Source organism: Streptomyces sp. NPDC059456 (assembly GCF_042750055.1).
In the GTDB taxonomy this organism is placed as follows: Bacteria; Actinomycetota; Actinomycetes; order Streptomycetales; family Streptomycetaceae; genus Streptomyces.
Genome location: NZ_JBHYVA010000376.1, coordinates 1 through 8,084, shown reverse-complemented (window position 1 = coordinate 8,084; position 8,084 = coordinate 1). Strand labels below are relative to the sequence as shown.

The 8,084-nt window shown below is 70.2% G+C and carries 5 protein-coding genes and 1 pseudogene; 4 read left to right on the top strand and 2 right to left on the bottom strand.

What is annotated here, in order from left to right:
- Window positions 1–454: 454 nt before the first annotated feature.
- Window positions 455–2,677: pseudogene (locus tag ACFXA3_RS27260) on the bottom strand ((Fe-S)-binding protein); the annotation flags it as partial.
- A gap of 110 nt (window positions 2,678–2,787) precedes the next feature.
- Window positions 2,788–3,372 (bottom strand): sugar transferase, encoded by a 585-nt coding sequence (locus ACFXA3_RS27255; protein WP_385191010.1) that lies wholly within the window; start codon window positions 3,370–3,372, stop codon window positions 2,788–2,790.
- A gap of 350 nt (window positions 3,373–3,722) precedes the next feature.
- On the opposite strand from ACFXA3_RS27255, the gene dnaK reads away from it, so the two are divergent.
- Genes dnaK through ACFXA3_RS27235 form a run of 4 tightly spaced genes read left to right on the top strand, consistent with a single transcriptional unit; the run spans window position 3,723 to window position 7,926 of the window.
- Entirely contained in the window at window positions 3,723–5,564 is a 1,842-nt protein-coding gene (dnaK, locus tag ACFXA3_RS27250; RefSeq protein ID WP_385191009.1) for a molecular chaperone DnaK, read from the top strand.
- Window positions 5,564–6,235: a nucleotide exchange factor GrpE gene (gene grpE / locus ACFXA3_RS27245; RefSeq protein WP_385191007.1), complete on the top strand. Its 672-nt coding sequence runs from the start codon at window positions 5,564–5,566 to the stop codon at window positions 6,233–6,235. The genes dnaK and grpE overlap by 1 nt, the downstream gene beginning before the upstream one ends.
- A gap of 48 nt (window positions 6,236–6,283) precedes the next feature.
- Window positions 6,284–7,471 carry a molecular chaperone DnaJ gene (gene dnaJ, locus ACFXA3_RS27240; RefSeq protein ID WP_385191005.1) on the top strand — a complete coding sequence of 396 codons (1,188 nt, stop codon included), beginning with the start codon at window positions 6,284–6,286 and terminating at the stop codon, window positions 7,469–7,471.
- 2 nt (window positions 7,472–7,473) lie between these two features.
- Window positions 7,474–7,926 (top strand): heat shock protein transcriptional repressor HspR, encoded by a 453-nt coding sequence (locus ACFXA3_RS27235; protein ID WP_054221695.1) that lies wholly within the window; start codon window positions 7,474–7,476, stop codon window positions 7,924–7,926.
- Window positions 7,927–8,084 lie beyond the last annotated feature (158 nt).

Genomic DNA, 8,084 nt, shown 5'->3' with positions numbered 1-8,084 from the left:
GCGTTTCACTGCTCGCGCTGCGCGCTCGCGTTGCTGCGGGCTACTTGGCGCTGCCGCCCTCGCCCGCGACGTCCGCCTTCGGCTCGGCCTCGGCCGCCGGAGTGGTTTCCGCCGTCTCGGCGGCGCCGTCCGCGTCGGCCGGGGCCTCCGCCGCGGCCGCGGGAGTCTCAGCCTCCGCCTTGGCGGGCGCTTCGGTCTCCGCAGCGGCGTCGGTCTCGACGGCGTCAGTTTCCGCGGGCGTCTCGGCCTCGGCGGCTTCCTCCGCCGCGGCCGCGGTAGCCGCAGCCTCCGCGTCGGCCTTCGCCTTCGCTTCCGCGTCAGCCTTGGCCTCGGCTTCGGCGTCCGCCTTGGCCTTGGCTTCCGCCTCCGCCTTGGCCTTGGCCGCGGCCTCCGCCTTGGCTTCCGCTTCGGCCTTCGCCGCCGCCTCGGCCGCCGCGGCCTCCGCCGCCAGTTCCTCCTCCGTCGGGCCCGGGGTCTTCACCGACTCCAGGAGGAGCTGGGCCACGTCCACGACCTGGACGGATTCCTTGGCCTGGCCGTCGTTCTTCTTGCCGTTGACCGAGTCGGTCAGCATCACCAGGCAGAACGGGCAGGCGGTCGAGACGATGTCCGGGTTGAGGGACAGGGCCTCGTCCACGCGCTCGTTGTTGATGCGCTTGCCGATGCGCTCTTCCATCCACATCCGCGCGCCACCGGCGCCACAGCAGAAGCCCCGCTCCTTGTGGCGGTGCATCTCCTGCTGGCGCAGCCCCGGCACGGCCGACATGATCTCGCGCGGCGGCGTGTAGACCTTGTTGTGCCGGCCCAGGTAGCAGGGGTCGTGGTACGTGATCAGCCCGTCGACCGGCGTCACCGGCAGCAGCCGGCCCTCGTCGATCAGGTGCTGGAGCAGCTGCGTGTGGTGGATGACCTCGTACTCGCCGCCCAGCTGCGGGTACTCGTTCGCGATGGTGTTGAAGCAGTGCGGGCAGGTCGAGACGATCCGCTTCGCCGACTTCGGCTTCTTCGTCGAGGGGTCCTCGTCGTCCTCACCGAAGGCCATGTTCAGCATGGCGACGTTCTCCTGGGCGAGCTGCTGGAACAGCGGCTCGTTGCCGAGGCGGCGCGGGGAGTCGCCGGTGCACTTCTCGTCGCCGCCCATGATCGCGAACTCGACGCCCGCGATGTTGAGGAGCTCCGCGAAGGCCTTCGTCGTCTTCTTGGCCCGGTCCTCCAGGGCGCCCGCGCAGCCGACCCAGTACAGGTAGTCGTACTCGGAGAGGTCCTCGGCGTCCTTGCCGACGATCGGGACCTCGAAGTCGACCTCCTTGGTCCACTCCACGCGCTGCTTCTTGGCCAGACCCCAGGGGTTGCCCTTCTTCTCCAGGTTCTTGAGCATCGTGCCCGCCTCGGACGGGAACGCGGACTCGATCATCACCTGGTAGCGGCGCATGTCGACGATGTGGTCGATGTGCTCGATGTCGACCGGGCACTGCTCCACGCACGCACCGCAGGTGGTGCAGGACCACAGCACGTCCGGGTCGATGACGCCGTTCTCCTCGGCGGTGCCGATCAGCGGGCGCTCCGCCTCGGCCAGGGCCGCCGCGGGGACGTCCTTCAGCTGTTCCGCGGTCGCCTTCTCCTCGCCCTCCATGGTCTTGCCGCCACCCGCGAGCAGGTACGGCGCCTTGGCGTGGGCGTGGTCGCGCAGCGACATGATCAGGAGCTTGGGGGACAGGGGCTTGCCCGTGTTCCAGGCCGGGCACTGCGACTGGCAGCGGCCGCACTCGGTGCAGGTGGAGAAGTCGAGGATGCCCTTCCAGGAGAACTGCTCGACCTGGGAGACGCCGAAGACGTCGTCCTCGCCCGGCTCCTCGAAGTCGATCTCCTTGCCGCCGCTCGTCATCGGCTGGAGCGCGCCCAGTGCGGTCGCACCGTCGGCGTTGCGCTTGAACCAGATGTTCGGGAAGCCGAGGAAGCGGTGCCAGGCGACACCCATGTTGGTGTTCAGCGAGACGACGATCATCCAGATCAGCGAGACGCCGATCTTGATCATCGCGGTGAAGTAGATGGCGTTCTGCAGGGTGCCGAGCGAGAGGCTCTTGAAGGCCAGGACCAGCGGGTACGAGGCGAAGTACGCCGGCTCGTACGAGTCCACGTGGTGGATCGCGCCCTCGAGTCCGCGCAGGGTGAGGATCGCGAGGCCGATGGTGAGGATGACGTACTCGACGAAGTACGCCTGCCAGGCCTTCGAGCCGGTGAAGCGCGACTTGCGGCCGGCCCGCGAGGGCAGCGACAGCAGCCGGATGGCGATCAGCACGAGGATGCCGAGGATCGTCATGACGCCGATGAACTCGATGTACAGCTCGAACGGCAGGAAGTCGCCGACGATCGGCAGCACCCAGTCGGCCTGGAAGAGCTGGCCGTACGCCTGCAGCAGCGTCGGCGGCAGCGTCAGGAAGCCGATGGCGACGAACCAGTGCGCGAAGCCGACGATGCCCCAGCGGTTCATCCGGCTGTGGCCGAGGAACTCCCGGACCAGGGTGAGCGTTCGTGCCTTCGGATCGTCCGTACGGCTGCCTGCCGGTACGGGCTGTCCGAGCTTCACGAACCGGTAGATCTGCGCCACGGCTCGGGCGAGCAGCGCGACGCCGACCACGGTCAGGACCAGCGACACGATGATCGCGGCGAGTTGCATGGGAGGGCTCCTCGGGCGGGACTTACTAAGCGGTAACTTATTGAGTCAAGGCTTGAGGTTACCCATTCCCCGCGCCGCAATGTAGGTGAGCGAGCGGTGATCTGTGTCGCTCAGGCATGCCTGTGTCGACAGGCCGCCCGAGGGGTCTGAGCCAGGATCGCGAGATCCATCCCCAGCCAATGGCTCTCCACATAGTGCCGGTCCAGCAGGGCCATCTCCTCCCAGGGGAGGTCGGAGCGTGCGCTGACCTGCCACAAACCGGTCATTCCGGGCCGTACGGGGAGCCGGTCGGCCCGGTCCGTACGGGCTTCCGGGCGCGGCCCGACCAGTGACATCTCGCCGCGCAGCACGTTCAGCAGCTGCGGCATCCCGTCCAGGGCGCACCGCCGGACCGCCGCCCCCGGCCGGCCCGCCGCGTCCGTGCGCAGCCGCCAGGTCCGGAACGGGCGCCCGGCCAGTCCGGCCGCCGGCTGCCGTACGAAGACGCGCCCGCCCTGGGTCGCGTACAGCAGGGCGCCGACGGCCAGCAGCGGCACCGCGAACAGCCCGAGCAGCGCGGTGGCCCCGAGGAGGTCGGCCACCCGCTTCGCGGACACGTCCGGCCGGCGCGCGGCGCGCAGGCGCGCCGGCAGGAGCGGGAGCAGGAGCTGGCGCAACGGCCGGATCGGGGAGAGCGTGAGCGGCGGCAGCGGCATGGGGGCACCCTGCCCGCGCCCCCGGTGGTTTCCGCGGTGCCGCGCAGTGGACCGGGCGAGCATCGCCCGCTCGGCCCCCGGGAGCCGCGGGCGGGAAGTGGGCGGGCGGCGGGCGGGCCGCGAGTGCGCCGCTGGTGGACCGTGTGCCCCACCGCGAGTGCGCCGCTGGTGGACCGTGTGCCCCACCGCGAGTGCGCCGCGAGCGGACCGCGTGCACACCGCGTGCCTGCCGCGAGTGAGCGTAAGTCCGGGATAAAAGTTGAGCCGACTCCACTCATCTCTGTTGACGTGCGCGTCGCCGTGCGGCATGGTTGAGTCTGTTCCACTCAAGTCAGCTGGAGGAAATCAAAATGGCACGTGCGGTCGGCATCGACCTGGGCACCACTAACTCCGTCGTCAGCGTTCTCGAAGGCGGCGAGCCCACCGTCATCACCAACGCCGAGGGCGCCAGGACCACGCCGTCCGTCGTCGCCTTCGCCAAGAACGGCGAGGTCCTCGTCGGCGAGGTGGCCAAGCGCCAGGCGGTCACCAACGTGGACCGGACCATCCGCTCCGTCAAGCGCCACATGGGCACTGACTGGAAGATCAACCTGGATGGCAAGGACTTCAACCCGCAGCAGATGAGCGCCTTCATCCTGCAGAAGCTGAAGCGCGACGCCGAGGCCTACCTGGGTGAGAAGGTCACGGACGCGGTCATCACCGTCCCGGCCTACTTCAACGACTCCGAGCGTCAGGCGACGAAGGAGGCCGGCGAGATCGCGGGCCTGAACGTCCTGCGCATCGTCAACGAGCCGACCGCCGCCGCCCTGGCCTACGGCCTGGACAAGGACGACCAGACCATTCTCGTCTTCGACCTCGGTGGCGGCACCTTCGACGTGTCGCTCCTGGAGATCGGCGACGGCGTCGTCGAGGTCAAGGCCACCAACGGTGACAACCACCTCGGTGGTGACGACTGGGACCAGCGCGTCGTCGACTACCTGGTGAAGCAGTTCGCCAACGGCCACGGCGTGGACCTCTCCAAGGACAAGATGGCGCTCCAGCGTCTGCGCGAGGCCGCCGAGAAGGCGAAGATCGAGCTGTCCTCCTCCACGGAGACCACGATCAACCTGCCCTACATCACGGCGTCCGCCGAGGGCCCGCTGCACCTGGACGAGAAGCTCACGCGCGCCCAGTTCCAGCAGCTGACCGCCGACCTCCTGGACCGCTGCAAGACCCCGTTCCACAACGTCATCAAGGACGCCGGCATCCAGCTGTCCGAGATCGACCACGTGGTCCTGGTCGGCGGCTCCACCCGCATGCCGGCCGTCGCCGAGCTCGTCAAGGAGCTCACCGGCGGTCAGGACGCCAACAAGGGCGTCAACCCGGACGAGGTCGTCGCCATCGGCGCGACCCTCCAGGCCGGTGTCCTCAAGGGTGAGGTCAAGGACGTCCTGCTCCTCGACGTGACCCCGCTGTCCCTCGGCATCGAGACCAAGGGCGGCATCATGACCAAGCTGATCGAGCGCAACACCACGATCCCGACCAAGCGGTCCGAGATCTTCACGACGGCCGAGGACAACCAGCCGTCCGTGCAGATCCAGGTCTACCAGGGCGAGCGCGAGATCGCGGCGTACAACAAGAAGCTCGGCATGTTCGAGCTGACCGGCCTGCCGCCGGCCCCGCGTGGCGTCCCGCAGATCGAGGTCTCCTTCGACATCGACGCGAACGGCATCATGCACGTCACGGCCAAGGACCTCGGCACGGGCAAGGAGCAGAAGATGACCGTCACCGGCGGCTCCTCGCTCGGCAAGGACGAGGTCGACCGCATGCGCCAGGAGGCGGAGCAGTACGCGGACGAGGACCTGCGCCGCAAGGAGGCGGCCGAGTCGCGCAACCAGGGCGAGCAGCTCGTCTACCAGACGGAGAAGTTCGTCAAGGACAACGAGGACAAGGTCCCGGCCGAGGTCAAGACCGAGGTCGAGGCCGCCGTCACCGAGCTGAAGGACAAGCTCAAGGGCGAGGACACCGCCGAGATCCGCACCGCGACCGAGAAGCTCGCCGCGGTCAGCCAGAAGCTCGGCCAGGCCATCTACGCCGACGCGCAGGCCGGCCAGGCCGCCGGTGCCCCCGGCGCCGAGCAGGCCAAGGCCGACGACGACGTCGTCGACGCCGAGATCGTCGACGACGAGAAGCCGAAGGGCGGCGCTGCCTGATGTCGGAGGAGACCCCGGGTTTCGAGGAGAAGCCCGAAGTCCCCACCGGCGCCACGCCTGACGACGCCGCCGAGCCGAAGGCCGCCGCTTCCTCCGAGGAGGAGGCCGCGGCCCCGGCCGGGGACTCCGGAGCACCGTCCGCCCAGGAGACGGCTCTGCTGGCGCAGCTGGACCAGGCCCGCACCGCGCTCGGTGAGCGCACCGCGGACCTCCAGCGGCTGCAGGCGGAGTACCAGAACTACCGCCGCCGGGTGGAGCGGGACCGCATCGCCGTCAAGGAGATCGCGGTCGCGTCCCTCCTGACGGAACTGCTCCCGACCCTGGACGACATCGGCCGGGCGCGGGAGCATGGCGAGCTGGTCGGCGGCTTCAAGTCGGTGGCCGAATCGCTGGAGACCGCCGCGGCCAAGATGGGGCTGCAGCAGTTCGGCAAGGAGGGCGAGCCCTTCGACCCGACGATCCACGAGGCCCTGATGCACTCGTACGCGCCGGACGTCACCGAGGACACCTGCGTGGCGATCCTGCAGCCGGGGTACCGGATCGGCGAGCGCACGATCCGCCCCGCGCGGGTCGCGGTGGCCGAGCCCCAGCCGGGGGCGGCCCCCAAGTCCGAGTCCGCGGAAGGCGACACGCCTTCGGACAAGGACGAGGATGCCCCCGAGAAGGGCTGACGTCCGTCAGGTTGGACAGGTAGGGGCACGAGAGGAGGGACACCGGGGATGAGCACGAAGGACTTCGTCGAGAAGGACTACTACAAGGTCCTCGGTGTCCCGAAGGACGCCACCGAGGCCGAGATCAAGAAGGCGTACCGGAAGCTCGCGCGCGAGTTCCACCCGGACGCCAACAAGGGCGACGCCTCGGCCGAGGAGCGCTTCAAGGAGATCTCCGAGGCGAACGACATCCTCGGCGACGCCAAGAAGCGCAAGGAGTACGACGAGGCCCGCACCCTGTTCGGCAACGGGGGCTTCCGCCCCGGTCCGGGCGGGGGCGGCGGCTCGTTCAACTTCGACCTCGGCGACCTCTTCGGCGGCACCCAGCCGGGTGCCGGCGGTGCGGGCGGCGGCTTCGGCGGCGGCGGCCTGGGCGATGTCTTCGGCGGCCTGTTCAACCGCGGCGGCGCGGGCCCCGGGGCCCGTACCCAGCCGCGCCGCGGCCAGGACATCGAATCGGAGGTCACCCTCTCCTTCACGGAGGCGGTGGACGGGGCCACGGTCCCGCTCCGGATGTCCTCCCAGGCGCCCTGCAAGGCCTGTTCGGGCACCGGCGACAAGAACGGCACGCCGCGCGTGTGCCCGACCTGCGTCGGCACCGGCCAGGTCTCGCGGGGCAGCGGCGGCGGCTTCTCGCTGACCGACCCCTGCGCGGACTGCAAGGGTCGCGGCCTGATCGCGGAGACCCCCTGCGACGTCTGCAAGGGCAGCGGGCGGGCCAAGTCCTCCCGCACCATGCAGGTCCGCATCCCGCCGGGCGTCTCCGACAACCAGCGGATCCGGCTGCGCGGCAAGGGAGCCCCGGGCGAGCGCGGTGGTCCGGCCGGTGATCTGTACGTCGTCGTCCACGTGGACGGGCACCCGGTGTTCGGCCGCAAGGGCGACAACCTGACGGTCACCGTCCCGGTGACGATCGCCGAGGCGGCCCTGGGCGCCGAGATCAAGGTCCCGACCCTGAACGGCCCGTCGGTGACGCTGAAGCTGCCGCCGGGCACCCCCACGGGGCGCACGATGCGGGCCCGCGGCAAGGGAGCGGTCCGCAAGGACGGCACCCGCGGAGACCTGCTGGTGACGGTGGAGGTCGCTGTTCCGGCCTCGCTGTCGGACAAGGCCCGTGAGGCGCTGGAGATGTACCGCGACGCGACGGAGTCGGAGGACCCGCGCGCCGTGCTGTTCGAGTCCGCGAAGGGAGCATGAACATGGACGGCCGCCGCAGGAGCCACTACCAGCTCAACGACGACACTCCTGTCTACGTCATCTCGGTGGCCGCCCAGCTCTCGGGCCTGCATCCGCAGACCCTGCGCCAGTACGACCGGCTCGGCCTGGTCTCCCCGGACCGGACGGCCGGCCGCGGCCGGCGCTACTCGGCCCGCGACATCGAACTGCTCCGCACGGTGCAGGCCCTGTCCCAGGACGAGGGCATCAACCTGGCCGGCATCAAGCGGATCATCGAACTGGAGAACCAGGTCGCGGCGCTCCAGCAGCGGGTGGCCGAGCTCTCGGCGGCGGTGGACGGCGCGGCGGCCGTGCTCCAGCAGCGCGAGGCCCAGGTGCACGCCTCGTACCGGCGGGATCTGGTCAAGTACCAGCCACCGGTGGCGGGCAACGCCCTGGTCGTCTGGCGTCCCGCACCGAAGCGCCAGAGCGACTGACGCCGGAGCGACCGGCGCCGGAGCGGCCGACGGCTGTCGGCTGACGTACGAACGCGGCGGCGCCCCCCCCCGCACCCCCCGGGGGGGCGCGGGCCCGCGCGCATGGAGCAGCGGCCATGCCGGCAGGTGCTCGGTCCAGTGCGTCCGCCCCACCAGCA